This window comes from Maritimibacter harenae, assembly GCF_009882975.1.
Lineage (GTDB): Bacteria > Pseudomonadota > Alphaproteobacteria > Rhodobacterales > Rhodobacteraceae > Maritimibacter > Maritimibacter harenae.
Map to the genome: position 1 here is coordinate 39,782 of NZ_WTUX01000021.1, position 21,322 is coordinate 61,103.

A 21,322-nucleotide genomic window follows, 5' to 3' on the forward strand; every position below is an offset into this window, starting at 1 on the left:
ACCCGCAAACCGGCGTGCGGGCACGGCTTTGCGACATCCGCGAATCCGCGCGAACGTCCTGTAATCATGGGATTTTCGGGAAATGGTGCCGCAGGGGAGGATTGAACTCCCGACCTCACCCTTACCAACGTCGCGGTCATGTTCTCATTTCCTCTTTCTTTTCGGGTATTTATCGGCATCTATGATGTGGTTTTGTACGGGGTCTGTACGGAACTTCTCGCGCATTTCGAGTTCATTATCCTCGGGTCGAGCGTAGCGTTGGTCTGGCAATACTGAGTTCGTCCAGCGGCCAGCCTTGGCTGCGCTGATTGGGTCGATGCCCTGTCGAACTCGCAACTCTGTATAGAACCCCGCCCGACCTGCATCGTGGGCTGACATATAGGGGATCCCCGCCTTCTGGCATATCGTGGCCCACGCCTTCCGGTATCCGGAGCGGTCGCCATAGCCGAAAACCCGAGCCTCGCCTCTGTGGTCCGTTTTTCGATTGTGAGGCCGCTTGGGAGGAAGGTTGGCCAGTTCAACCATCATCGCACGCGAGATCTTCACCCATTGGGCCTCGTGCCCCTTCTGAGCCTTCAACCAGACTCTCTGGTTCATCAAATCGCAATCCTCCGGCAGGAGCGAAATTGCCTGATCGATCCGAGCTCCGGTTTCAAACATGAAGCGGAGAAGCGCGGCATTGTATGGGTCGGCATGGGTGCAGAACGCATCAACCCAAGCCCGGTCAGCAGCTTGGCGTTCTCGGCGGCTCCGGTGGCCTCTCGCGGCGTCCTGAGCGATGCGTTCGCTCTTGCTGTAATGCTTGACCTTGATCGGGTGGCAACGACCGAGTTCGGCGGCATTGTTGATCACAGACCGCACTGGCGTAACCACCTGGCGAAACCAAGTGTCCGTGCTCGCATTTGGATAATACTTCGGCCCGAGATCCCGGATCTCTTTCGGGGTGATTTCGTTGACGACGCGGGCGCTGAGCTCGTCCAAGATCTTCAGCAGGTACCGTGCTTCCTTCGGCTTGGCGTCGTACAGTTCCACCGCCTCGCTGAAAGTTAGTTGGTTCGCTTGCGAGCCAAGGAGGTGACCACGGATCGACCTTTGCGTTTTGGCTTCAATCCATCTCCTTGCGCCTTCTTCAGAAGATGATCCCGTGCTGACCCGCATGTAGTCTGTAATTGGGGTGCCGTTGAATTCGACACGGCCTTTGGCCCACCAAGTGCTCCCTCGCTTGTATGGTTCGAGCGGCATTGGCTTCCCTCCGTTATGATGCGATCGAGTTGCTCCGGTGAGATCAGCATATCTCTGCCGAGCTTGTGGCAGGCTCCGAGTTTGTTCGCCAACTCGCGCAGCCTGCGTGCACCAATAGTCAGCCCGCGACTGCGAAGAACGTCAACCCATTGCTCAGGTGTCTTGCATCTGTCGATTAGAGATCCGGTCACTGGCCCAACTCCTCGAAGGGTGCTGTCGCGCCGACGTTAAGCCTTGCGATCCACATTTCCCGCAGAACGAAGATACCTGCCGGCGAGATCTCAAAAGACCAGCGCGAATATGCCCCCCATGAGGTGCACGTCGAAAACGTGGTCATTACCTCAAATTCCCGGCCACCTCTCGCTGGGGACGCATAGCGGAAGGTCACGTACGGACGGCCAGCGCTTTTCGCGAAGATGATGCCGAAGCAACCCAAGCTCTCTGACTTGTCGAAGATTCTTGCGAACAAATCGCGCGGCGCCTCCTGCCGGTCGTCGTTTCCGGAAGGCACACCGAGCATCTTCAGCCTCTGACACTCATTGACCACGCCAACTATGTCGCCTTCGCGCTCCGCCAGGGCGACGGCACAGATTAAGTCGAAGATTTCCTGTGCATTGATGGTCTCTTGCGCACTTGGCGCGAGCCCGTTCTTGGTGAGGATGCGCGCCCACTGGTACACGTCCGATGCCTGCGCATCGCACACGTGAGCTACCGCGCGCGCGGCTTCAATCGCTCGCATAGCGTTCTCCGATGAAGATTTGGGGTGGCGACCCTTAAGGGGAAAAAGAAAAACGCCCGCGAGGAAATTTCCTCCGGGCGCAAAGGGGTCTAGTCGACTTTGTCAAGCTGAGCAGGAAATGTCAAAAACTTTCTTCGCAATTCGGTCCCTAATTGGCAGTTCGGCGCCTCATCAGCCCTAGCAGGCGAATCATGCGCATACCGTCTCCGTCTTCATTTAGCGCCATCAACGCCCGCAGCCACGGTCCCCGCTCGCCTTCTGGGAGGGAATGCAACATGCGCAGAAGTTCCTCATCCGCCGGCAGCTGCACGTCGCCATCCAGGCGCGGCTCAGCATATGTCAGGGTCAGCAAGTCATTTGCCAACAACTCGCGACGCTCGGAAATAGCCAGTATGGAGAGGTGGAAGATCGCACGGCTAGGATCGTCCAATCGGTCAGCGATGCGGTTCAGGTCTTCGGTGTTGGTACACATGGTTGCCTCCTGAGGCGATCCTAGATGACGTCGCCTTGTTCGCCTAATCGCAAATGGCGACATGATCCGACCGCCTTATCCCTTTGCGCGCTTCCTGCGGTTTTCTTCGGACCAACGGCATTTCTTGCTGCAGTAGATCATACGAAGGTCCGCGTGGCGTGGAATCTCAGTCCCGCAACTCACACAATGGCGGTTGCCCATGCCATAGCGCCGGTCGTCTTTCCGCGACGCATCTTTGCACTTGTCTGAACAGTACTTGCGGTCAACGCGGGTCGGGAGTCCGGTGGCCGAAAACTCTGGGATGGGCCCGCTGCAGAAAGCACACTGCCAGGCGCCCTTGGCTTCGATAGTAGCCGCACGCTTCATCCGCCTTCTGTGGGTAGACCGACACTTCGTTGAACAGAACATCACGTTGTCCCGCCTGCGCATACCAGACGCGGACCGTTCTGGGAGAAGTCTGCCGCAGCAATCGCATTCCGCACCTACGACGTCTTTCGCTTCGAATTCACGGCCAGCCGCACCGCCGTTTGCTCGTTCGCCGCTTTCAGCGAGGCGATGTAGTGGTGCATCGCCATGCTGCAGGCTTTTCCGCAGAACTTGTGATGCCCCTCTGGCAATGGCGCGCTGCAGCGAACGCAGCGGGTCCGCTCGATCAGGAGCCCTTCGTGTATCACCCATTCCGGTTGTCCCTCGTTCCAGGTGGGCCGTACCGCACGCACGCGGCGGAAGGCTTCGGCGAGCATGTCGCAGGCAGTCAGGTCAGCAGTTCCCCAGCTCCAACCCTGCAAGCACAGATCCGCACGGATACCGGCTCTGAGTGGGCCTTCCATGCCCCAAAGAGACGCCGTCGCCCCGGCGTCGAACGCCAGCCTGATCACGTCCGCCAGCTCCTTCACCAATGCGTCATAACGCGTCCTTCCAAGTTTGCCCCGCCGGGCCTCTAGCGCGCGGCGCTCCTTCCTGCGCTGCGATTTTCGGGCGGCTGGGGTCATGACCAGCATCACGCTGCCGCGTCGTTTGCGCCCCAGCTCACCAGCTTCATCGCTAGCTCTGGGTCGACCCCGGCCTCTTTTGCCTGGGCCAGCGCCTGGACGATGCCGGCCGCTGCCCGTGCGCGTCCGCCTGCGTCGAAGGCCTGAAGAGGCCGCATCACGTCGATTGCCACCGGCGCGCCCAGCTTCTCGCTCGCTTCTTCAGCCATGAGCGCGGCCATCGGTTGAAGCACCCACTGCGCCACGTGGCGTTGCGCCTCGCGCACCATCGGCCCCGTCGTCGTGGAGCTCAGAAGGCCGGGCAGCACGCCGAACACCCCGAGGATCGAGGCCCGCGCCGCATCGAGGCTTTCGCGCGTCATCGAGCGGCTGAGGTCGGGCGACAGGTCCGAGGGTTTCCAGTCCTGGGCCGGAGCGGGACCACCGCCGGCGGTGACGTTCACGCTCTCCCGCAACAGGATGCGCCCCCTGCGGCCGCGGAATGACCGGCTCAGGGTCTCGTTGTCCGTCTCGGGCGACTCGGGCATGGGCACGATTTGAGAGCCCAACGGCATGTCGTCATATGCTTCGGAAAGCGCGGTCTCCACGGCTTGAAGCATCCCGGCCGTGAGCTGCGCCCGTTTCAGCGGGGCCGAGCCCGCCCAGGGCACCACACCATCAACGCCGGTGCGGAAATGGAGAACCTCGGCCGCGAGCGCGGTCTGCGTCTTGCCGCCCCCAGCCTCGGCAATGCTGACCCGGTAGGCCCGAGGCACGCCGTCCCGCGTGGACAGATCCCAATCGCTGCACGGGACCACCTGGCCGGTGTCACGGATCAGGAACACCGCTTCGCCGCGAAGAGCCAGCGCGCGCCCTGCCATCGCCATGTGTCGCCGGGACAGAAGCGGCGTGCCCTCGATATCCGCCAGGGCAAGCCCGCCCTCCCAGAGCGAAACGCACATCTGCGTGGTGCCGGTCAGCTCCGCGATTCCGCGCCGGCCGCTGATGTAGGATTCGCGCGCCGACATGAGCTCAGCGGTGAAGCCCGACATGCTCGATCGCTTCTCGGTTTCGGGCTCGGCCCGTTTCGTGAATGGCCACATCGTCAGGCCCTCCTATACTTGCGGAGAAGGTCGCCAGCGCCGGAATACTGCATCGCCCTGGCGAGCCAGCTTGGCGTCCGTTCGATTTCCTCTGTCATTTCGCCCAGCTTGAGCGCGTAAGACGCAGTGCCTGGTCGGTCGTTGCTCTCGGCCATGTATTCGGCCAGCCGCTTGAAGGCTTCGTTCACCTCGGCCGGAACGGTCCCGCTGCCAACGGATGCCGTGAAGCGGTAGGGCCCCTCGCCGGGCAGGTCATAGCCGCCCAGGGGTGAAGCTGGGGGCGTCGTCACGGTCCAGGCATTGCTCTCCCACACCTCAACCGTGCTGACGGTCGCCGGGGTGAGCGGCGCGGTCCACTCGCCGTCGCCCTCAACGATCCAGGTCACGTCTCGCGCAGTCCACCGCCAGGCAATGAACGCCTCGATCCGTGCCCAGATCATATCGGAGTCGAGCGCGGCCGCCGCCGATGAAAGCCCAGCGGGCACGCTCGGATAGCTGGACGGCACCGCCTCGGTTTGCTTGATCGTTACCGCCATCTTTCCACCCCCAACAGCTTGCGCGGAGCCTCCGCGTGTTCCTGTCGTAGCGCCCAATTGCGCGCCTCAACCTGGGTCTCCGAGTAGGCGGGACGAGTGACCAAGCTCAATTCGTAAAGGATTGCCTCATGGATCGTGCGGATGAGCGCCTGCCCTTCCTCGGGCGGTTCTTCCTTGATCGTCTCCGCATCCTTCACCGTGCGCTCCGGCGGGATCCTGAAACCTGGTGAAATGCCGATGATCAGGCCAGCAGCCAGGCCGGCGAGCGCGTCGCGCACGTAACCGACTTCCATCAGCGCCGGCGCGATTTCGGCCGAGAAGGTCAGCGCATCGTCAGTGTCCGTCAGCTTCATGCTGCCCGCGCCGCGACTTGCGAGCGGCCGATCGAAGCTGTGACCGACCAGCAGATGCACTTCCTGGTCATTCTCGACCGAATGCCGAAAGGCCCCGGACGCGAATTGTTCCTTTCGCGGTCGCCCTGTGCGGCCCCCATCGGAGAGGACCGCCCGCGAATTGTAGGGGAAACGCCCGGACAACCGGGCGCCCCCATCTGGTTTGCGGCGAACCTCGAGCCCGCCATTATGGAAGCCGTAGAGCATCATGGATCACACCTGGATGCCGGTGATGACCTCGAGCTGCACCGCGCGGGCCACGGTTACATCGAGTGTCGCCAAGGCGGTAATCCGAAGGCCACCCGATGCCGCATCGCTGAACGGATCCCGGATCATGTCCACCGCACCCCATTTGCCCACGAAGATCGGCGACACACCCCCGGCCGCGGTCGTCAGCAGCGCCTTGCATTCCTCCGGCGAGCCGGTGGGGTCGGCGAGGCCATTGGTGGACATGGCGATGTTGGACGACGGGATGTTCTTGGTGAGACGATCCCACTCTGTCACGCCGGTCCCCGTGTCGATGTAGGTGTCATCCATCGAGTCCCAGACTTCGGGGCGGATGAGCATCCGGGCCGCACCCGGCGAGCCCGCCGCGTTGGCCTGCATGAACCGGACCACCGCCGCCCGGAACGCTGCCCAGGTCGGAGCGCCGGAAAGGTCGGTTTCCGTGATGCCGTAGGTCGAGGCCCCGGCGACGACGCCGAGCGGCTCGCCCGAAGACCCCGCGCCCAGGAACACCACCCGGTCGACCTCCTGGCCCATCGCCGCGTTCATGTCGCGACGCACGGCCGCCTCCATCGCAGCCCCGGATTGCTTCAGCGCCTTGCGGGTGATCTTCATTTGAACGCCAAGCGTTTGATCGGGTGCCAGCGCCTTGTCCGTGGTCTGGAATGCCTGGGGCGACCCCACGGAACCGGTTTCCGAAGTCTGCCAACCGACCGACGCACCTTGCGTCACCACCGGCCACTCGATTTCGCCGTGGTCGATCGAGATCATCTGCGCGCCCATGCGGGCGGCCACGCTGTCGGGAAACAGCCGGTCGATGATCGGTCGGGTCTGGATCGGGTCGGGCGTGCCGGAAGCGATGGTTTCGCCGGCGCGCTGTTCGAGAGCCTCCCACGGAACCGGGACACCCTGGTATGCCCCGTGGCTGCGGAGCTCCTGCACGATTTCCGCGGTCTGGCCGTCGATCTGGTGGCCGTGGTCTAGGGCCATCGCCACCTGGCGAACCTCGAAGCTGCCCATCAGCTCCGACCATTCGCGTTCCGAACGGGTTTCAAGCTCGGCCCCGGCTTCGCGGCGTTCCTCGTCTTCGGCCACCAAGGCGGCCCGGTAGCGGGTTTCGTTCGACCGATACTCGCGGTCGAGCTCATCCATCTGGCGCACCTCGTCTTCCGAGGGCGAGTCCTTGCCCGCCAGCCCGGCGAGGGTCTGGCGAATTTCCGACTGGCGCCGGGAGATTTTCACACTGTCGAGCATGTCATTTCCTTTCGTCACTGCTCTTGGAGCCCCTTGCGGAGCAAGGCTTTCCACGCCTCGCGGGCGGGATCTTCACGGCCGAGGCCGATTTCGAGGCGGGTCTTGCGCGAGTGGCAGGAGCCGCACAGGGATTGGAGATTGGCGAGAACGAATGAGAGGTCAGGCCGATCGCGCACGGGCTTGATGTGATCGACCTCGAGCCGGCCGCGCGCCCCGCATTTCACGCACTGGAAACCGTCGCGACGGAGTGCCTCGAGACGCAATCCTTTCCAGCGCCGCGAGCGCGTCACCTTGTCCGAGTGCCGGCGATATTCGCGGATCATGCCCATACGAAGCGCCCCCCGTTCGAGGCAGGGCGACCGATACGCCGCGCACCTTCAGCCACGGCCAGCACCGATGCCGCCGCCGCGTCGATCCGGCCCAGGCTGCGCGCCTTGGCCAGCTTGTGGTTGCCGGCCGGGTCCACCAGCGTGATCGCGTCCGCGAAGGCGGAGCGCAGGAGAAGCGAGGGCGCCGCCTGGACGTGCCCATCGAAGAGCGCACGCCGGAACCGTTCGATATCCTCGCTGCCATCCTTCCAACCGAACCCGCGCCATATGAACGGGACGCGGAGCCCGGCCCGCTGCATGGCTTCGGAAAACTCAGCATGGCGGAACCGGTCGCCAACGATGCAAGCCGGCGCAGACCCGTCCGCGACCTTCATCAGTTCGGCCAGCCATTGCGCGGGCGGAACCGTCGCCTCGCCCATGGTCCAGAGCTCACCGCGTTCGTGCATTTGCGAATACCGACCAGACACGCCATCCGCTGCGCCCCGATCGGCAAGGGTCGGCTGAGAAGGGAAACATCCATACGCCTCGAGCCTTCCCGTCCTGGGCCAGTAGAACGCGGCCGCCGACATGGAGCGCGAACCGCCCAGGTCCACGCCCAGGATGCACTCGCCTTCGCGTTCCGGCAGATCGTCAGGCGCCACCTCAGCAGCGAGCCATTCATCCACCGTGACCAGCACCGATCGGTCATCCGTGCTCACACGCTCGTTGCGGTTGAGGTTTCGGAAAGAGCTGAGAGCGGAGCCGCCACGGGCAACCGCGCGCCGCGCCTGGGCCACCAGCCAGTCCGCGCTCGCCCCGATTCCTTCGGTGGCACCGGGGTTCGCGACGAGCAGGCTTTCCAGATCGTCGGCCGGCAGCCCGAACGCGGGCCGGTGCTCTTGCACATACGTGCCGGGGGGCGGCTCATCGAGCCACCGGCTGAAGGTATTGGCGTCGTCTGGGGCACTCGTGCTGATGATCAGCGCCGTGCCGTCCCGCTTGCCGAGGCCGGAGAGGATCGCGTTTTCGAGGTTGTCGCCCTTCTCGCGCTCCCATGCCGCCCGCTCGTCGAGGATTGCCAACGTTGGCGCCCCGCCGAGAATGGACTTCCCGTCAGCCGCGATGCAGCGCGCGAGGCCCCCGCCGTTGCCGCTGTATTCGACCTCGAGCTTGGATCCGCGCCGGACCGTGAAGAGCTCCTGTTCTTCCTCGGAAAGCCCCTCCACGAACCCGGTCAGAAACTGGAAGGCGATCTTCGCCTGGTCCCGGTTGCGCGCAGCGAAGATAATTTCCCGCTTCGGCTGATCGTCCCACACGCCCATCAGAGAGCCGAGCGAGATGCCCGCCGAAAGCGCGGTCTTCGCGTTCCCGCGCCCGATCGAGAGACAGGCCACCATGTTGGCCGGCTCCATCGCCCCCGTCACGAAGTCGCGCTGAAACTGCGCCAGGCGAAGCGGCTCGCCGGCCTTCGGACCCTCGGGGATCTTGAGGGTCTCGAGGAAGTCGATCGCGGTCTCGGCCGTCATTCGACCACCTCAAGGACCGTGGCCGATGGGCAGGTCAACGCAGCCTTGTTGGCGTAGGAAGCGACAAAGTCGTCTCGAAATACCGATCCAAACTCGCGGGTCTCTCGCGCCATTTGCGGACTGCCGAGAAGAATGGCGACCGTGCGGACGCACCGCAGATCAATCCCGACCTCGCCTTTCGGCTGCACTCGATACAGGGAGCCTGCACATCCTTCCGCGAATTTCTCCGCGTCCTCGATCACTGGCGTGACGTAGACGGACTGCCGACGGAAATCTGCATCCTGGAAGCCATGAGGGTTTTGCCCTGTAGTGCCGCCCGGCAAGAGAAGGTCACCGACCTCGCGCCCGCGTAGTCCACCGTGAAACAGCGGCGCATCGCCCTCTAGAGACGCCAGCATCTGCTGTTCGATCTGGACTTCTCGCTCGCTTAGGCCTGTTTCCTCATAGCGTTCAATCACCCGGCGAACGGCCGGAACCATTTGCTGAAATGAAAGCTTCGAAGTCTTGCGATAGAGGACACGGCGTTGTTTCCGGTTCATGATTTCACCTCGGATTTTTTCGGGAGAGGGAAAGGAACACCCCCATCCCCGACCCCTCCCGGGGACACAATTCCGGGCATTGGGACCTTAATAATCACCAGATGCTCGAAACCGCCTCGGCGGCGTTTGCCTGGACAATGCTCCGCCACTTGCCGGCCGCAATATCTCGGAATTGGTTGCCAGGTCGGCCATTGCCCCCGTATTCGGCCAACCGCTCGTACCCGGTAGACCAACCACCTGTGACGACGTCGCCTGCACGCATCGCGGCTGCGATCGCCACGTAGCTGGTCGCGCCCTTCATCCGGCCAGCACGCCCCTCGACGGTCAGGCTCTCGCGCAACCGGCCGCTCTCAACGGGCATATTGCCACCCACGCTTCGGGGGCGTTGGGCTTCCTTGAACACGTCACGCGTGCTCCTGCTGGCGACGTAGTCGAACCGCTTTTCATAAATGTGAATGAGCTTTCCGATGTCACTGAAACTTACTTCCATGACGATGCCTTTCGTTTGGATGCTGAGCGCAGTCGCCTTTGTGGGTTAGGCGTCATTGCCCGCCTGGGCCTTTGCGCGGGCACGGGCGAGCAGGCCGCTGGCCGGCGCAGGAGCGTCTACATTTTGGGATTTGCGATATGCCTTTGCGCGACGCATCCATGCTTTCCAAGCGGCATCGAGGTTCTGGAACCGAGATCCTTTGGCAATGTGATGAAGCGCGCAGAGCTTCGTTTCTTGATCTATGTCGTGATCTGTGAAGCCTTCAGCCCAAGCCCATCGTTTGAGCTCATCCCCCGGTTCCCATTCTTCACTGAAACCAAAGGACTGTTGATCGCTTTTGCGTCCCTTACCGGTTACTTCCCGGTTCCTTACCGGTTTGTCTCCGGTGGGCTGGAGATAGGTCGTGTCCTGAATTGGAGATAGGTCGTGGTCCAAATTGGAGTTAGGTCGGGCCCTATCTCCAGAATTTGGAGTATGGTCCGTTGTGCGTTCGAAACCCAAAACGTAGCGGGTCGGCAGACGCTTCTTTTCTTTGTCGTCGTAGCGCCTTTTCCGTTGGATCAACCCGCGATCTTCCATGCTGCGAAGCGCGGTGTTGAGCGTGCCATTCGAGACCCCAGCCCGTTCGATCAAATAGGCTTGCGTGGGAAAACAGCCATGAGACGGATTGTGGCAATCACATAGATGAAAGAGGACGCGGAATTCTGAAGCAGAAAGTTGATCGGCCGGAATCGTCGCCAGCCAATGGGTCGCAGAGTGGCTCATCACGCCACCCTGCTGACGAGTCTGACCGCGGGCCGACCGTGACAGCCGATACGCGGTGCACAAGTCCCTTCAAATCCCCATGAAGCAGGAACAGTTCCGGAACATTTGGCCGGTTCCTGTACTGGAATTGTACGCGAGGCACCGGAATCGATCGAGTTCGTTCGTGCATCGTTCTGCATCGACAGCGAACGCAGGAATTTCTCGAACCGGCAAGTATTTGAATTTATGGGGTGTTCTGGTGCCGCAGGGGAGGATTGAACTCCCGACCTCACCCTTACCAAGGGTGCGCTCTACCACTGAGCTACTGCGGCGAACCGTGGCGGGTGATTAGACGCAATTCGCCGATCGTGCAAGCGCAATCTGGACGGTTTTTCGCGGCTCGGGTAAGGAGGTCGATATGACCCGGAATCCCGACACGTCGCCCAAGGAAAAGGCCGCCCGAGAGCGGGAAGAGCGTTTGAAAAAGGCGCTCAAGGCGAATATGGCCCGCCGCAAGGCGCAGGCCCGCGCGCGCGACGCGGATCCGGACAACGAAAAGAAAGATTAGAGGGCAGGCATGGACAGCATCGTTGTAACCGGGGGCGGCCCCCTCGCGGGCGAAATTCCCATCGCGGGCGCCAAGAACGCCTGTCTCGCGCTGATGCCGGCGACGCTTCTGTCGGAAGAGCCTCTGACCCTCACCAACACGCCGCGGCTGTCGGACATCAAGACGATGACCACGCTCCTGCAATCGCTGGGCGCCGAGGCCTCGGCGCTGCAGGACGGCCAGGTCATCGCGATGTCGAGCCACGACCTCAGTTCCACGCGCGCGGACTACGACATCGTGCGCAAGATGCGCGCGTCGAATCTGGTGCTCGGCCCCCTCATCGCCCGCTGCGGCCACGCCGAGGTGAGCCTGCCGGGCGGCTGCGCCATCGGGGCGCGGCCGATGGACCTGCACATCCACGGGCTCGAGCTTCTGGGAGCCGAGATCGACCTGCGCGACGGCTACCTGCACGCCAAGGCGCCCAACGGGCTCAAAGGCGCCGAGATCGAGCTCGCCTTCGCCAGCGTCGGGGCGACCGAGAACATCGTGATGGCCGCGACGCTCGCCAAGGGCACCACGGTGCTCACCAACGCCGCGCGCGAGCCGGAGATCGTGGATCTCGTCACCTGCCTCAAGCAGATGGGTGCGCAGATCGAGGGCGAAGGCACCCACCGGATCGAGATCCAGGGCGTCGACCGGCTCCACGGCGCGACGCACCAGGTGGTCGCGGATCGGATCGAACTGGGCACCTACATGCTCGCCCCCGCCATCGCGGGCGGCGAAGTGGAATGCCTCGGCGGCACGATCGACTTGCTGTCGGCCTTCGTGGAACGGCTCGACGCGGCCGGAATCGCGGTCGAGGAAACGGCGCGCGGGCTCAAGGTGGCGCGCAAGGCCGACCGGGTACGCGCCGTGGACGTGACGACCGAGCCCTTCCCCGGCTTTCCCACCGACCTTCAGGCCCAGATCATGGCGATGCTCTGCACCGCCGAGGGGACCAGCGAACTCAACGAGACGATCTTCGAGAACCGCTTCATGCACGCCCCGGAACTGACCCGGATGGGCGCACAGATCGAGGTGCACGGCGGGACCGCCCGGGTGACCGGCGTCGAACGGCTCAAGGGCGCGCCGGTCATGGCGACCGACCTGCGCGCCTCGGTGTCGCTCATCCTCGCCGGGCTCGCGGCCGAAGGCGAGACGGTGGTGAACCGGGTCTACCATCTCGACCGCGGGTATGAGCATGTCGTGCGCAAGCTCAGCGGCGTGGGCGCACAGATCGAACGGGTGAAGGCATGACGGAAGACGCACGGTTCGAGGATGGGGGCGACCGGCCCCTGCGCCTGATGGCGGTCGACGCCGACGACCTCGGCGTGATCTCGGCGCTCGCACAGGACGCGGTTTTCCCCGCCAGCGAAATGACCTGGCATCCCAAGGCACGCGAGTTCGCGCTGCTCCTCAACCGCTTCCGGTGGGAGGATGCCGAGGCCGCGTCCAAGCGCAACCGGCCGGTGGAGCGGGTGCAATCGGTGCTACTCTTCGGAGACGTTCAAAAAGTGCAATCCCAGGGCGTCACCAAGGGCGATCCGGACGTGGTAATGTCGCTTTTGTCCATCTCTTTCGAGCCCGGCGAAGACGGCACGGGGCGCGTGATCCTCACGCTCGCGGGCGACGGGGCCATCGCGCTCGACGTCGAAACCATCGACGCGCGCCTGCAGGACGTCACCCGCCCCTACGTCGCGCCGTCGCGCAAGAAACCCGATCACCCGGAGTGACCCGATGCCGGTTTTCCTGAACACCAAGGACGCGGATTTCGAGTCCGCTTTCCAGGCGCTGCTGGGCGCCAAACGTGAAGACAGCCCCGACGTGGACGATACCGTCGCCGCGATCATCAAGGACGTGCGCGACCGGGGCGACGCGGCGGTGATCGAGCTCACCTCGAAATTCGACCGCCAGGACCTGACCGCCGATACGCTGCGCGTGAGCGAGGACGAGATCGAGGCGGAATGCGCCAAGGTGCCCGAAGACGCGCGCCGCGCGCTCGAGACTGCGGCCGAACGCATCCGGGCCTACCACGTGCGCCAGGTGCCCGAAGATCACAGCTGGACCGACCCCGAGGGGGCGACGCTGGGCTGGCGCTGGTCGCCGGTGTCGGCTGCGGGGCTCTACGTGCCCGGGGGCCTTGCCTCCTACCCGTCCTCGGTCCTGATGAACGCGGTGCCGGCCAAGGTGGCGGGCGTCGGGCGGCTTGTCGTGACCGTGCCCACGCCGGACGGGGTGATGAACCCGCTCGTTATGCTCGCCGCCCGGATCGCGGGCGTCGACGAGGTCTACCGCATCGGCGGTGCACAGGCGATCGCCGCCCTTGCCTACGGGACCGAGACAATCGCGCCGGTCGACAAGATCACCGGGCCGGGCAACGCCTTCGTCGCCGCCGCCAAGCGCCGGGTCTTCGGCAAGGTGGGTATCGACATGATCGCGGGACCCTCCGAGATCCTCGTGATCGCCGACGGCGACAACGACCCGGATTTCATCGCGCTCGACCTCATGAGCCAGGCGGAGCACGACGAAAGCGCCCAGTCGATCCTGATCACCGATGACGCGGATTTCGGCCGCGCGGTGGCCGAGGCGGTCGACAAGCGCCTTGAAACCCTGGAGCGGCGCGCCATCGCCGGGGCGAGTTGGCGCGATTTCGGCGCGATCATCACCGTGCGCGACCTCGACGAAGCCGCGCGCCTGTCCGATCGGATCGCGCCGGAGCACCTCGAGCTTTGCGTGGCCGATGCCGAGGGGCTGTCGGACAAGATCACCCACGCGGGCGCCATCTTCCTGGGGCAATACACGCCCGAAGCGATCGGCGATTACGTGGGAGGCCCGAACCACGTGCTGCCCACCGCCCGCTCGGCGCGTTTTTCCTCGGGGCTCTCGGTGCTCGACTTCATGAAGCGCACCACCCTGTCGCGCATGACACCCGGGGCGCTGAAGGCGATCGGCCCGGCGGCCGAAACGCTGGCGCAGGCCGAAAGCCTCGAGGCGCACGGGCTGTCGGTGCGCGCCCGGCTGGACCGGCTGAACGAGAGCTGAAGCCCGGCCCCCGATGCCCGTGTTCATGAATTGCCGCGCCCCGCGGCTTCCTATATCCCTGAGCGAAAGAAAGACGGGATCCCATGAACCGCATCACCAAGATCGAGATTGACGACACCGGCCTTGCCGCGCCCACCCCGGCCATCGAGCAGGAGCGCAAGGTCGCCGTCTTCGATCTGCTGGAAGACAACAGCTTCGCCCCCGTCGCGCGCGACGGGCAGACGCTGCCCGACGGCCCATACGAGCTCAACCTCGCGATCCGCAACAAGCGGCTGGTCATGACCATCTCGACCGAGGGCGGACGCGAGGCGGGCGAAATCCACCTGTCGCTGGGGCCGTTCCGCCAGGTGGTGAAGGACTACTTCCAAATCTGCGAAAGCTACTTCGACGCGGTGAAGAAGCTACCCCCGGGGCAGATCGAGGCCATCGACATGGCCCGGCGCGGCATCCACAACGAAGGGGCGCGGGTCCTGATGGAGCGGCTCGAGGGCAAGGCCGAACTGGACATCGACACGGCGCGGCGGCTCTTCACCCTGATCTGCGTACTGCACTGGGGATAAGCCAGGGTGGTCGCCAGCATACCCCAATCGGTGCTGTTCTGCTGCGACCACAATGCCGTTCGGTCCCCGATGGCCGAAGGCATGATGAAGAAGTATTACGGCGACACGGTCTACGTCCAATCGGCGGGGGTTAAGAGCGAGATGGAAATCGACGGGTTCTCGATCGCGGTCTGCGAGGAAATCGGGGTGCCCCTGTCCAACCATCGTGCGCGCAGTTTCGACGAGATGCAGGAATGGGGCGACGACCTGTCGGCCTATGACCTGATCGTGGCGTTGAGCCCGGCGAGCCAGCGCAAGGTGCTGGACCTGACGCGTTACAACCACCTGGACGTGGAATACTGGCCGGTGATGGACCCCACGGGGCTCGGCACCAAGCGCGAGGAAAAGCTGGCCGCCTACCGGCAGGCGCGCGACCAGATCCGCGAGCGCATGATCTCGCGTTTCGGGCCGCCGCGGGGTGGCACCTGATGAGCGTCGCGACGGAGACCGACTTCCGCGACGCCGCGCGCACCGCCTGCATCGCGGTCTGCGCCGGGGATTGGGCGCGGCTCGAAACCGTGATGCGGCCCGACGCCGTGTTGCAGATCACCGAGGATGCCTACCTCTCCGGCATCGCGACGATGGCGCCCTATTTCGAGCATTACCTGGAATATTACCGTCTGACCCTGCCGCGGCTGGACGTGATCTGCGACGGCATGGAGGCGGCGGTCGAGGCGACCCTCCGGCTCGAATACGTGAAGGACAAGCCCGGCCTGCCCGCAAGCTCCGGGCAAGTCACGGAGATACCCATCGGGGTCTTCTTCACCTTCGCCGGCACGCGCATCGTGAAAGGACGCGTGTTCTATTCGCTCGACGACTGGATGGAGCTTTTCGCCGATCCGGTCGCGGGCCGGACCGCCGGGGAGGAAGCACCATGACGCGCGAAACCGGCGACCTTGTGCTCACCGCCTTCAATGCCCGCGACTGGGACAATGTCGTGGCGCGGTTCGCGCCCGACGGCCTTTTTTACCTTGGGCCCTGCGCTCCCTGCCAGGGACACACCGCGATCCGCAAACTGCTCGACGCCTTCGGCGCGGCCTATGACATCCGGATCAGGCATTGGTCCCACATCGTCGACGGCAACCGGCTGGCGACTCAGGCGGGCGCCCGGATCACCTACAAGCGTACGGTCGAAGGGCTGCCCGAGGCGCGCGGCCAGACCATCGACATGCCCTTCGCCACCTTCCTCACCCTGACCGACGACCGTGTGTCGCACTTCCGGGTGATCTTTTCGCCGGTCCAGTGGCGCAACGCGATCGCATGACCGTGGTCTACGAGACGCATACCGGCGACGCGGTCGGCCATGTGCTCGACGACGTGGCCCGGCTGCGAATCGCGGTGTTTCGCGACTGGCCCTATCTCTACGACGGGGACCTCGCCTATGAACGCGACTACCTCGCCGAGTTCGCGACCTCCCCCGGCGCGATCGTCGTGACCGCCCGCGATGGGGCCCGAATCGTTGGCGCCGCGACCGGCTCGCCGCTCGCCGATCATGCCGAGGATTTCGCGGACGCCTTCGCGGGCAGCGGGATCGACATCGGCGACGTGTTCTATTGCGCGGAATCGGTGCTCCTGCCCGACTACCGCGGACAGGGTGCCGGGCACCGCTTCTTCCACCTGCGCGAAGCACAGGGCCGGGCCTTGGGGGCCACCTACTGCGCTTTTTGCGCCGTGGTCCGGCCCGAGGATCACCCGGCGCGGCCGACCGGCTACGTGCCCCTCGACGGATTCTGGAAAAAGCGTGGATATGACAAGCTCTCGGGCGCTGTGGCCCATTTTTCATGGCAAGATGTTGGAAAAGGACAAGCCGATGCAAAGCCCCTGCAGGTCTGGATCCGCCGCCTCTGAGCCGCGTCGGACGGGTCGAAAGGCCGGCCCATGAAGATCGCGACCGCCTGTTACCCGGTGGGCAGCCCCCGCGGCTGGTCCGAATGGGAGGACAAGGTCACCCACTGGGTCGAAGAGGCGCGGGCCGACCTACTCGTCTTCCCCGAGTACGGCGCGATGGAGCTCGCCGCCATGACCGGTGCGCGCGGGCTTCAGGCCGAGATGGCGGCGGTATCTGACGCCCTGCCCCGCGCCTGGGAGGTCTGGGGGCAGTTGGCACAGTCCCACGCGGTCCACATCCTGGCCCCTTCCGGCCCGGTCCTGACCAAGGCGGGACCGGTCAACCGCGCCATGTTCTTCGCCCCCTCTGGCGCATCGCAGGCCCATGACAAGCAGGTCATGACGCCTTGGGAGCGCGCGCCGATGGGCTGCGTGCCGGGGGCGCCGCCAGTCCTCATGCAAACGACGCTGGGGCGCATCGGGGTGCAGGTCTGCTATGACGGCGAATTCCCCCTGGCCACGCGGGCGATGGCCGAAGCGGGGCTCGACATCCTGCTGGTTCCCTCGCAGACGGAAACGGTGCACGGATACAACCGCGTGCGGATCGGCGCGCAGGCCCGCGCGCTGGAAGCGCAATGCTTCAGCGTGCAATCGCCCACGCAGGGCCGAAGCGAGTGGTCCGAGGTGGTGGACGTGAACGCGGGCGCCGCGGGCATTTTCGCCCCGCCCGACACGGGCTTCCCCCCCGATGGTGTGCTGGCGATGGGCGCGATGGACACCCCCGGCTGGACCCGCGCCGATGCCGACCTCGAGCGCCTGCGCGCGGCGCGCGCAGGCGGGGGCGTGCGGGGGCGCGCGGACTGGCCCACCCAGTTCGGCGCGACGGCCTGCGCCCTGCCGCCGGTGGAACTTGTCGATCTGACGTGAATTGGACTTGATAAATTGGGAGTTTCGGCCCATTTAGAGCGCACCCACGAAGGGTGGGTGACCAAATATGGAGTGACCATGGCCAAGGAAGAACTGCTCGAATTTCCCGGCGTCGTGAAGGAACTCCTGCCGAATGCGACGTTTCGGGTCGAGCTGGAAAACGGCCATGAAATCATCGCACACACGGCAGGCAAGATGCGCAAGAATCGCATCCGCGTCCTTGCTGGCGACAAAGTTCAGGTCGAAATGACCCCCTATGATCTGACAAAGGGTCGGATCAATTACCGCTTCAAGTAAGCCCCGGCTCATCCTCGGATCCGGGTCTCCACGGCGTGCCGAGCTGATCGGCACGCTGGGGATCACGGCCGACGAGGTGCGCCCGCCGGATGTCGACGAAACGCCCCTCAAGGGCGAGCTTCCGCGCGCCTACTGCGCCCGCGTCACGCGGGCCAAGGCGGAAGCGATGCAGGTGAACCCCGGCGAAATCGCGCTTTGCGCGGATACCACCGTGTCGCTCGGACGCCGGATCATGGGCAAGCCCGCCGACGCGGGCGAAGCGGCCGAATTCCTCTACCTGCTGTCCGGACGCCGTCACAAGGTGATCACCTGTGTCGCCGTGCGCACGCCCGACCAACTGTGGGAGCGCGAGGTCGTGACCACCGTGAAGATGAAGCGGCTCTCGGACGAAGACGTGAACGCCTACCTCGCCAGCGGCGACTGGGAGGGCAAGGCGGGCGCCTATGCCATCCAGGGTCCGGCCGGCGCCTTCGTACCGTGGATCCAGGGCAGCTATACCGCGGTGATGGGCCTGCCCGTCGCCGAAACCGCCGCGCTGCTGACCGCCGCCGGCTATCCCGTTTACGGAGACTGGGCATGAAGGGCACCGTCGTCGCGTTGGACGAAATCGACGGGCGGCGCGCCGCCGCGCATATCGTCGACGGTGTGCTGGACGATCTGCTGATCGACCCGGTCGAGGCCCCCGGCCCCGCCCCCGGCGCGATCTACCGCGGCATCTGCGGGCGCCCGATGAAGGGCCAGGGCGGCATGTTCATCGACCTGGGCGATGGGCACGGGTTCCTGCGCCAGGCCAAGGGTCTGACCCCCGGTGACCCGATCCTCGTGCAGGTGACGGGCTGGCCGGACGAGGGCAAGGCGCCGGCGCTGACCACCCGACTCCTGTTCAAATCACGCCACGCGATCGTCACGCCCGAGGCCCCCGGCATCAACGTGTCGCGCCAGATCCGCGACGAGGAAGACCGGGTCCGGCTGCTCGAAATCGCGTCCGAGATGATGGAAGGGTCGGAGCACGGCCTGATCCTGCGCTCGAACGCCGCCGGGGCCGAAGACGGTGAGATCGCCGAGAACATCGCCGAAATGCGCGCATTGGCCGACGCCGTCCTGGGCGACGCGACCGGGACCAAGCCCGAGCTGCTGGTCGACGGCCCGGACGCGCATCTTGCCGCCTGGCGCGACTGGCCCACGCCGGACCTGCTGGCCGACGCGCCCGGCAGCTTCGACGACCACGGCGTTCACGACCTCATCTCGGCCACGCTGGCCACGCGCCAGGGGCTGGGCTCCGAAGGCTATGCCTTCATCGAACCCACCCGCGCGCTGGTCGCGGTGGACGTGAACACCGGCGGCGACGGCTCTCCGGCCGCCGGGCTCAAGGCCAACATCGCGCTCGCACGCGCCCTGCCCCGGCTCCTGCGGTGCCGCGGGCTTGGCGGCCAGATCACGCTCGACCTCGCGCCCATGCCCAAGAAGGACCGGCGCCAGTTCGAACAGGTCCTGCGCGCCGCCTTCAAGCGCGACGGAATCGAAACGGTCCTTGCGGGCTGGACGCCGCTTGGCCATTTTGAGCTGCAACGCAAGCGAGACCGACTGACCGTGGAGCTGTGATGGCCTGCCCGATCTGCGCCCGAGAGACCGATCCGAAGTACCGCCCGTTCTGTTCGCGCCGCTGCGCGGACGTGGACCTGGGCAAGTGGTTGAAGGGGTCCTACGCGATCCCCTCGACCGATCCGGAGGACGTCGAGGAGGCGCTCGACACCCTCGAACGGGACCCCCCGAAACCGCACTGATTTTTTTGCGCGTTCCCCTCTGGACACTCCGCCCGCCCCCGACTAGAAAACGCCGACCCGAACGCGAAAGCGTTCACCCGTGCCCGGGTAGCTCAGGGGTAGAGCAGTGGATTGAAAATCCTCGTGTCGGTGGTTCGATTCCGCCCCCGGGCACCACTATATCCAGTAAAAACTTTTAAATTCAGGCGTTTAGACGCATCGCCCAGCGGAACGTCCACCCTATAGCCCACCCAAGCATACTGTGCTTATCGTTTTCTCTGCCCTAACCAAGAGTAGGTGCCGTACCAGGCGTGGAAAGGCAGTCCTCGCAACGTAGCGACAGTTAGCAAAGCGAAGACGGCGCCGTGGTTTGACCATCTTTGGGTTGGCCTCGCACACACTACAACCCCAACCTTCCTGGACGCGGTCGCGGAGGAATTTGTGGCGGCCCCCGGTGCGGGATCTTCTTTGAGGCGCCATTCTTCGCGACTTCACCCCCTTTTCTCAATCCGGCCTCTCAGAATCTCGGTCGCGAACATTGGCCCGAACCTATGGCACCAGTACTGGACGGTCTCATGGCTCACGTTGCTCCCGCACTCATGGAGCAGGTCTTCCACATTGCGCAGCGAGAGCGGAAATCGAACGAACAGCATCACGGTCAACCGGATGATCTCAGGCGAAGTGTTGAAGTAGCGGAAGGGACTTGGCTGGGGCATACTCAGACGCGTCTCAGCACCCTACCCCGCCTCAAGCCGAGGTCGTCTGACCGGCTCTTCGCAGCTGACCACGGACCGAAGCATGCTCCCCGAGAACCTCAGGACAGAGCCACAAGGTGGTAGCCGTACCTACCGAGCCAATCCAACCCAATCCTGACAACCTTCGCTACCCGCTGCGAACCGCGCAAGAGCCACACAGGGTTTTCATCACAGCGGTCGCACGCAAGCTCGTCACGCTTACGAACGCGCTCTGCAATTCCCGCCTCAAATGGTCAATCAAGCCGCTTGAGAGATGCAGTTGCTAGCTCTCGGTTAACGTAACCGGCCACCCCTCTTCTCGCCATTCCGGCAGGCCACCCTCGAGGCGACGGGCACTGAGTCCGTGGCGACGCAATGCTGCAACGGCCTGGTGCGCGTAGACGCAATATGGGCCGCGGCAATAAGCGACGATCTCGGCATCGGCCGCGAGCGTGGTCAGAAGGTCGTCAAGGTCCGTCAGCGGGGTGTTGATGGCGCCTGGAATGTGACCAGCCGCGTATTCGTCAGCGGGCCGCACATCAAGGATCGTGACCGAGCCGTCCGCGAGTCGCTCCGCGAGGTCTGCCCGGCTGACAGGCTCGGGAAGATCTTCCCCGCCAGAAATCCCTCTCAGGATGCGCTCGACCTGTGCCAGGTTCCTTTCGGCCACGATGCGCAGGAGATCCATAAGCTCAAGAGTCTTGGCGTCTGAAAGCCGGTAGATCACAGCCTTGCCGTCGCGCCTGCTCGTCACAAGGCCCGCCCGTCGCAGCTGCTGTAGGTGCTGCGAGCAATTGGCGAGGGACAGACCCGTCTTCTCGGCCAGCGCCTCCACGCCACGCTCACCCTGAGCCAACTGCTCGAGGATCGCGAGGCGCGCCGGCGCTGACAGGGCCCGTGCGACCAGAGCGAATTCTGTCAATCGGCATTGAAGTTTGACCCCCTATCGGCATCCAATATTGACCCCCTTGGTGGTGAGCAGGCCCGGCGCTGCGTAGCCCTCACA

28 protein-coding genes, 2 tRNA genes and 1 pseudogene are annotated in these 21,322 nt (G+C 64.5%); 15 read left to right on the forward strand and 16 right to left on the reverse strand.

Features of this window, described 5'->3' with window-relative positions:
• Nucleotides 1–144: 144 nt before the first annotated feature.
• The 14 genes from GQE99_RS18585 to GQE99_RS18650 all read right to left on the reverse strand — a co-directional run bounded on the left by GQE99_RS18585 (nucleotide 145) and on the right by GQE99_RS18650 (nucleotide 10,873).
• Nucleotides 145–1,242, reverse strand: coding sequence for a tyrosine-type recombinase/integrase (locus tag GQE99_RS18585; protein ID WP_161353390.1), 1,098 nt, complete (start codon nucleotides 1,240–1,242; stop codon nucleotides 145–147).
• Between the two features lie 187 nt (nucleotides 1,243–1,429).
• Nucleotides 1,430–1,981, reverse strand: a complete 552-nt coding sequence (locus tag GQE99_RS18590; protein ID WP_161353392.1) for a hypothetical protein — start codon at nucleotides 1,979–1,981, stop codon at nucleotides 1,430–1,432.
• A gap of 148 nt (nucleotides 1,982–2,129) precedes the next feature.
• Nucleotides 2,130–2,453 (reverse strand): hypothetical protein, encoded by a 324-nt coding sequence (locus GQE99_RS18595; protein WP_161353394.1) that lies wholly within the window; start codon nucleotides 2,451–2,453, stop codon nucleotides 2,130–2,132.
• A gap of 482 nt (nucleotides 2,454–2,935) precedes the next feature.
• The gene (locus GQE99_RS18600) at nucleotides 2,936–3,454 is read right to left on the reverse strand and encodes a hypothetical protein (RefSeq protein WP_161353396.1); all 519 of its coding nucleotides are present in this window, start codon (nucleotides 3,452–3,454) and stop codon (nucleotides 2,936–2,938) included.
• Nucleotides 3,454–4,527, reverse strand: coding sequence for a phage portal protein (locus tag GQE99_RS18605; RefSeq protein ID WP_161353397.1), 1,074 nt, complete (start codon nucleotides 4,525–4,527; stop codon nucleotides 3,454–3,456). Before GQE99_RS18605 ends, GQE99_RS18600 begins: the two co-directional genes overlap by 1 nt.
• Before the next feature lie 2 nt (nucleotides 4,528–4,529).
• On the reverse strand, nucleotides 4,530–5,063 hold the full coding sequence (locus GQE99_RS18610) for a hypothetical protein (RefSeq protein WP_161353399.1): 534 nt from the start codon (nucleotides 5,061–5,063) through the stop codon (nucleotides 4,530–4,532).
• Nucleotides 5,054–5,665 (reverse strand): HK97 family phage prohead protease, encoded by a 612-nt coding sequence (locus GQE99_RS18615; protein ID WP_235917301.1) that lies wholly within the window; start codon nucleotides 5,663–5,665, stop codon nucleotides 5,054–5,056. The genes GQE99_RS18610 and GQE99_RS18615 overlap by 10 nt, the downstream gene beginning before the upstream one ends.
• 3 nt (nucleotides 5,666–5,668) lie before the next feature.
• On the reverse strand, nucleotides 5,669–6,934 hold the full coding sequence (locus tag GQE99_RS18620) for a phage major capsid protein (protein ID WP_161353400.1): 1,266 nt from the start codon (nucleotides 6,932–6,934) through the stop codon (nucleotides 5,669–5,671).
• A gap of 14 nt (nucleotides 6,935–6,948) precedes the next feature.
• A complete protein-coding gene (locus GQE99_RS18625) occupies nucleotides 6,949–7,263 on the reverse strand; it encodes an HNH endonuclease (protein WP_161353402.1) in 315 nt (104 codons plus the stop codon).
• Nucleotides 7,254–8,768, reverse strand: coding sequence for a terminase large subunit domain-containing protein (locus GQE99_RS18630; protein ID WP_202530942.1), 1,515 nt, complete (start codon nucleotides 8,766–8,768; stop codon nucleotides 7,254–7,256). The genes GQE99_RS18625 and GQE99_RS18630 overlap by 10 nt, the downstream gene beginning before the upstream one ends.
• Nucleotides 8,765–9,307: a hypothetical protein gene (locus tag GQE99_RS18635; protein WP_161353404.1), complete on the reverse strand. Its 543-nt coding sequence runs from the start codon at nucleotides 9,305–9,307 to the stop codon at nucleotides 8,765–8,767. Before GQE99_RS18635 ends, GQE99_RS18630 begins: the two co-directional genes overlap by 4 nt.
• A 94-nt stretch (nucleotides 9,308–9,401) precedes the next feature.
• Nucleotides 9,402–9,797, reverse strand: a complete 396-nt coding sequence (locus tag GQE99_RS18640) for a hypothetical protein (protein ID WP_161353406.1) — start codon at nucleotides 9,795–9,797, stop codon at nucleotides 9,402–9,404.
• 45 nt (nucleotides 9,798–9,842) lie between these two features.
• On the reverse strand, nucleotides 9,843–10,562 hold the full coding sequence (locus GQE99_RS18645; RefSeq protein ID WP_161353408.1) for a helix-turn-helix domain-containing protein: 720 nt from the start codon (nucleotides 10,560–10,562) through the stop codon (nucleotides 9,843–9,845).
• Nucleotides 10,563–10,798: 236 nt separating this feature from the next.
• Nucleotides 10,799–10,873: transfer RNA gene (locus GQE99_RS18650), tRNA-Thr, on the reverse strand.
• A gap of 86 nt (nucleotides 10,874–10,959) precedes the next feature.
• Between GQE99_RS18650 and GQE99_RS21330 the strand changes: the two genes are divergently transcribed.
• From GQE99_RS21330 to GQE99_RS18720, 15 genes are all read left to right on the forward strand, one after another.
• The gene (locus tag GQE99_RS21330) at nucleotides 10,960–11,109 is read left to right on the forward strand and encodes a hypothetical protein (protein WP_202530944.1); all 150 of its coding nucleotides are present in this window, start codon (nucleotides 10,960–10,962) and stop codon (nucleotides 11,107–11,109) included.
• Nucleotides 11,110–11,118: 9 nt separating this feature from the next.
• A complete protein-coding gene (gene murA, locus GQE99_RS18655) occupies nucleotides 11,119–12,384 on the forward strand; it encodes a UDP-N-acetylglucosamine 1-carboxyvinyltransferase (protein ID WP_161353409.1) in 1,266 nt (421 codons plus the stop codon).
• Complete coding sequence (locus GQE99_RS18660) at nucleotides 12,381–12,860, forward strand: DUF2948 family protein (RefSeq protein ID WP_161353411.1); 480 nt, start codon at nucleotides 12,381–12,383, stop codon at nucleotides 12,858–12,860. The genes murA and GQE99_RS18660 overlap by 4 nt, the downstream gene beginning before the upstream one ends.
• 4 nt (nucleotides 12,861–12,864) lie before the next feature.
• The gene (gene hisD / locus GQE99_RS18665; RefSeq protein WP_161353413.1) at nucleotides 12,865–14,169 is read left to right on the forward strand and encodes a histidinol dehydrogenase; all 1,305 of its coding nucleotides are present in this window, start codon (nucleotides 12,865–12,867) and stop codon (nucleotides 14,167–14,169) included.
• Nucleotides 14,170–14,252: 83 nt separating this feature from the next.
• Entirely contained in the window at nucleotides 14,253–14,729 is a 477-nt protein-coding gene (locus GQE99_RS18670) for a UPF0262 family protein (RefSeq protein WP_161353415.1), read from the forward strand.
• An 18-nt stretch (nucleotides 14,730–14,747) separates the two neighbouring features.
• Nucleotides 14,748–15,197 (forward strand): arsenate-mycothiol transferase ArsC, encoded by a 450-nt coding sequence (locus GQE99_RS18675; protein WP_407943803.1) that lies wholly within the window; start codon nucleotides 14,748–14,750, stop codon nucleotides 15,195–15,197.
• Nucleotides 15,197–15,646, forward strand: coding sequence for a nuclear transport factor 2 family protein (locus GQE99_RS18680; protein ID WP_161353417.1), 450 nt, complete (start codon nucleotides 15,197–15,199; stop codon nucleotides 15,644–15,646). Before GQE99_RS18675 ends, GQE99_RS18680 begins: the two co-directional genes overlap by 1 nt.
• Nucleotides 15,643–16,032 (forward strand): nuclear transport factor 2 family protein, encoded by a 390-nt coding sequence (locus GQE99_RS18685; RefSeq protein ID WP_161353418.1) that lies wholly within the window; start codon nucleotides 15,643–15,645, stop codon nucleotides 16,030–16,032. The genes GQE99_RS18680 and GQE99_RS18685 overlap by 4 nt, the downstream gene beginning before the upstream one ends.
• Nucleotides 16,029–16,616, forward strand: a complete 588-nt coding sequence (locus GQE99_RS18690) for a GNAT family N-acetyltransferase (RefSeq protein ID WP_161353420.1) — start codon at nucleotides 16,029–16,031, stop codon at nucleotides 16,614–16,616. The genes GQE99_RS18685 and GQE99_RS18690 overlap by 4 nt, the downstream gene beginning before the upstream one ends.
• Nucleotides 16,617–16,646: 30 nt before the next feature.
• Nucleotides 16,647–17,522 (forward strand): carbon-nitrogen hydrolase family protein, encoded by an 876-nt coding sequence (locus GQE99_RS18695; RefSeq protein ID WP_161353422.1) that lies wholly within the window; start codon nucleotides 16,647–16,649, stop codon nucleotides 17,520–17,522.
• A 78-nt stretch (nucleotides 17,523–17,600) separates the two neighbouring features.
• Nucleotides 17,601–17,819, forward strand: a complete 219-nt coding sequence (infA, locus tag GQE99_RS18700) for a translation initiation factor IF-1 (RefSeq protein ID WP_007205486.1) — start codon at nucleotides 17,601–17,603, stop codon at nucleotides 17,817–17,819.
• On the forward strand, nucleotides 17,803–18,399 hold the full coding sequence (locus tag GQE99_RS18705; protein WP_161353440.1) for a Maf family protein: 597 nt from the start codon (nucleotides 17,803–17,805) through the stop codon (nucleotides 18,397–18,399). The genes infA and GQE99_RS18705 overlap by 17 nt, the downstream gene beginning before the upstream one ends.
• A complete protein-coding gene (locus tag GQE99_RS18710; protein ID WP_161353424.1) occupies nucleotides 18,396–19,421 on the forward strand; it encodes a ribonuclease E/G in 1,026 nt (341 codons plus the stop codon). The genes GQE99_RS18705 and GQE99_RS18710 overlap by 4 nt, the downstream gene beginning before the upstream one ends.
• The gene (locus GQE99_RS18715) at nucleotides 19,421–19,603 is read left to right on the forward strand and encodes a DNA gyrase inhibitor YacG (protein ID WP_161353426.1); all 183 of its coding nucleotides are present in this window, start codon (nucleotides 19,421–19,423) and stop codon (nucleotides 19,601–19,603) included. The genes GQE99_RS18710 and GQE99_RS18715 overlap by 1 nt, the downstream gene beginning before the upstream one ends.
• Nucleotides 19,604–19,684: 81 nt before the next feature.
• Nucleotides 19,685–19,759: transfer RNA gene (locus GQE99_RS18720), tRNA-Phe, on the forward strand.
• 323 nt (nucleotides 19,760–20,082) lie between these two features.
• Here the strand turns inward: GQE99_RS18720 and GQE99_RS21625 are convergent.
• Nucleotides 20,083–20,298: pseudogene (locus tag GQE99_RS21625) on the reverse strand (IS6 family transposase); the annotation flags it as partial.
• 301 nt (nucleotides 20,299–20,599) lie between these two features.
• Nucleotides 20,600–21,238 (reverse strand): ArsR/SmtB family transcription factor, encoded by a 639-nt coding sequence (locus GQE99_RS18725; RefSeq protein ID WP_161353427.1) that lies wholly within the window; start codon nucleotides 21,236–21,238, stop codon nucleotides 20,600–20,602.
• Nucleotides 21,239–21,322 lie beyond the last annotated feature (84 nt).

Coding starts and splice junctions, on each gene's coding strand:
- GQE99_RS18585 (WP_161353390.1), bottom strand. CDS start 1,242: ATGCCGCTCGAACCATACAAGCGAGGGAGCACTTGGTGGGCCAAAGGC.
- GQE99_RS18590 (WP_161353392.1), bottom strand. CDS start 1,981: ATGCGAGCGATTGAAGCCGCGCGCGCGGTAGCTCACGTGTGCGATGCG.
- GQE99_RS18595 (WP_161353394.1), bottom strand. CDS start 2,453: ATGTGTACCAACACCGAAGACCTGAACCGCATCGCTGACCGATTGGAC.
- GQE99_RS18600 (WP_161353396.1), bottom strand. CDS start 3,454: ATGCTGGTCATGACCCCAGCCGCCCGAAAATCGCAGCGCAGGAAGGAG.
- GQE99_RS18605 (WP_161353397.1), bottom strand. CDS start 4,527: ATGTGGCCATTCACGAAACGGGCCGAGCCCGAAACCGAGAAGCGATCG.
- GQE99_RS18610 (WP_161353399.1), bottom strand. CDS start 5,063: ATGGCGGTAACGATCAAGCAAACCGAGGCGGTGCCGTCCAGCTATCCG.
- GQE99_RS18615 (WP_235917301.1), bottom strand. CDS start 5,665: ATGATGCTCTACGGCTTCCATAATGGCGGGCTCGAGGTTCGCCGCAAA.
- GQE99_RS18620 (WP_161353400.1), bottom strand. CDS start 6,934: ATGCTCGACAGTGTGAAAATCTCCCGGCGCCAGTCGGAAATTCGCCAG.
- GQE99_RS18625 (WP_161353402.1), bottom strand. CDS start 7,263: ATGGGCATGATCCGCGAATATCGCCGGCACTCGGACAAGGTGACGCGC.
- GQE99_RS18630 (WP_202530942.1), bottom strand. CDS start 8,768: ATGACGGCCGAGACCGCGATCGACTTCCTCGAGACCCTCAAGATCCCC.
- GQE99_RS18635 (WP_161353404.1), bottom strand. CDS start 9,307: ATGAACCGGAAACAACGCCGTGTCCTCTATCGCAAGACTTCGAAGCTT.
- GQE99_RS18640 (WP_161353406.1), bottom strand. CDS start 9,797: ATGGAAGTAAGTTTCAGTGACATCGGAAAGCTCATTCACATTTATGAA.
- GQE99_RS18645 (WP_161353408.1), bottom strand. CDS start 10,562: ATGAGCCACTCTGCGACCCATTGGCTGGCGACGATTCCGGCCGATCAA.
- GQE99_RS21330 (WP_202530944.1), top strand. CDS start 10,960: ATGACCCGGAATCCCGACACGTCGCCCAAGGAAAAGGCCGCCCGAGAG.
- murA (WP_161353409.1), top strand. CDS start 11,119: ATGGACAGCATCGTTGTAACCGGGGGCGGCCCCCTCGCGGGCGAAATT.
- GQE99_RS18660 (WP_161353411.1), top strand. CDS start 12,381: ATGACGGAAGACGCACGGTTCGAGGATGGGGGCGACCGGCCCCTGCGC.
- hisD (WP_161353413.1), top strand. CDS start 12,865: ATGCCGGTTTTCCTGAACACCAAGGACGCGGATTTCGAGTCCGCTTTC.
- GQE99_RS18670 (WP_161353415.1), top strand. CDS start 14,253: ATGAACCGCATCACCAAGATCGAGATTGACGACACCGGCCTTGCCGCG.
- GQE99_RS18680 (WP_161353417.1), top strand. CDS start 15,197: ATGAGCGTCGCGACGGAGACCGACTTCCGCGACGCCGCGCGCACCGCC.
- GQE99_RS18685 (WP_161353418.1), top strand. CDS start 15,643: ATGACGCGCGAAACCGGCGACCTTGTGCTCACCGCCTTCAATGCCCGC.
- GQE99_RS18690 (WP_161353420.1), top strand. CDS start 16,029: ATGACCGTGGTCTACGAGACGCATACCGGCGACGCGGTCGGCCATGTG.
- GQE99_RS18695 (WP_161353422.1), top strand. CDS start 16,647: ATGAAGATCGCGACCGCCTGTTACCCGGTGGGCAGCCCCCGCGGCTGG.
- infA (WP_007205486.1), top strand. CDS start 17,601: ATGGCCAAGGAAGAACTGCTCGAATTTCCCGGCGTCGTGAAGGAACTC.
- GQE99_RS18710 (WP_161353424.1), top strand. CDS start 18,396: ATGAAGGGCACCGTCGTCGCGTTGGACGAAATCGACGGGCGGCGCGCC.
- GQE99_RS18715 (WP_161353426.1), top strand. CDS start 19,421: ATGGCCTGCCCGATCTGCGCCCGAGAGACCGATCCGAAGTACCGCCCG.